This window comes from Streptomyces glaucescens (genome assembly GCF_002154375.1).
GTDB lineage: Bacteria > Actinomycetota > Actinomycetes > Streptomycetales > Streptomycetaceae > Streptomyces > Streptomyces glaucescens.
Map to the genome: position 1 here is coordinate 1 of NZ_MUND01001090.1, position 753 is coordinate 753.

1 protein-coding gene is annotated in these 753 nt (G+C 71.4%); it reads right to left on the reverse strand.

The features are described 5' to 3' along the window. Positions 1 to 329: 329 nt before the first annotated feature. Complete coding sequence (locus CCN42_RS40800) at positions 330 to 680, reverse strand: DoxX family protein (RefSeq protein WP_086742082.1); 351 nt, start codon at positions 678 to 680, stop codon at positions 330 to 332. Positions 681 to 753 lie beyond the last annotated feature (73 nt).

Sequence of the window (753 nt, forward strand, 5' to 3'; positions counted from 1 at the left end):
GCGCTGACCGCTCTCCGCGCCCACCTCGCCGCCACGGCCGCCGGCCACGACGCGGCCGGGACCTGGAGGCCGGGCTGGGTGAGGCCGCGCTGACCACCCGGCGACCACGCCGAACACCGAGCGACCTCGCCGACCTGCCGTGAGCCCGCCTCGACGCCGACACACAGTCCCTGTCCGCCTGTCGTGCCCCGGGCGTCAGGCCCGTGCACACCGGGGTCACCCGGGTTCACTCCTGTCACGAACGACCGTAGAACCTCAACTGCGGTTGGGATCAGGGCGGTTGACGTGCGGGCGCAGGCCTTGCGATGGCGGTCGCCGCAGTTCGACGTCTATCGCAGCACGGCGAGGGTGAGGGAGGCGAGGGCCAGGGTCAGGTAGCCGCCGGGAAAAGCGATGTTGTGGTGGACGCGGGCACGGATGTGTGCGGCGACAGCGCCGATGTAGAACAGGACGAGTCCTGTCGCTGCGGCCAGGCCGACAACCGGGACACCCGTGAGTCCGAGGAGGAGGCCCGCGGCTCCGGCCGCCTTGAGTGCGGCGAGCCACGGGAGCCAGGTCCGCGGCAGACCTACCTCGGCCGAGTTGGCGAGGACGAACCCGGCCTTCGAGAGGTCCGCGACGGCGATTCCGGCGTTGGCCAGGACGGCGATGACGGTGATGATCGCGTAGGCGGTGGGCATGTGCCTCGTCTTTCAGGCGCGGGAGCGGGCGAACGAACGAAATGGTGAGCGCGCGAGCCGGGCGCGCTCACCT

What these genes read in the sequence shown, in the direction of transcription:
- CCN42_RS40800 (WP_086742082.1), bottom strand. Translation starts at nt 680, where the DNA reads ATGCCCACCGCCTACGCGATCATCACCGTCATCGCCGTCCTGGCCAAC.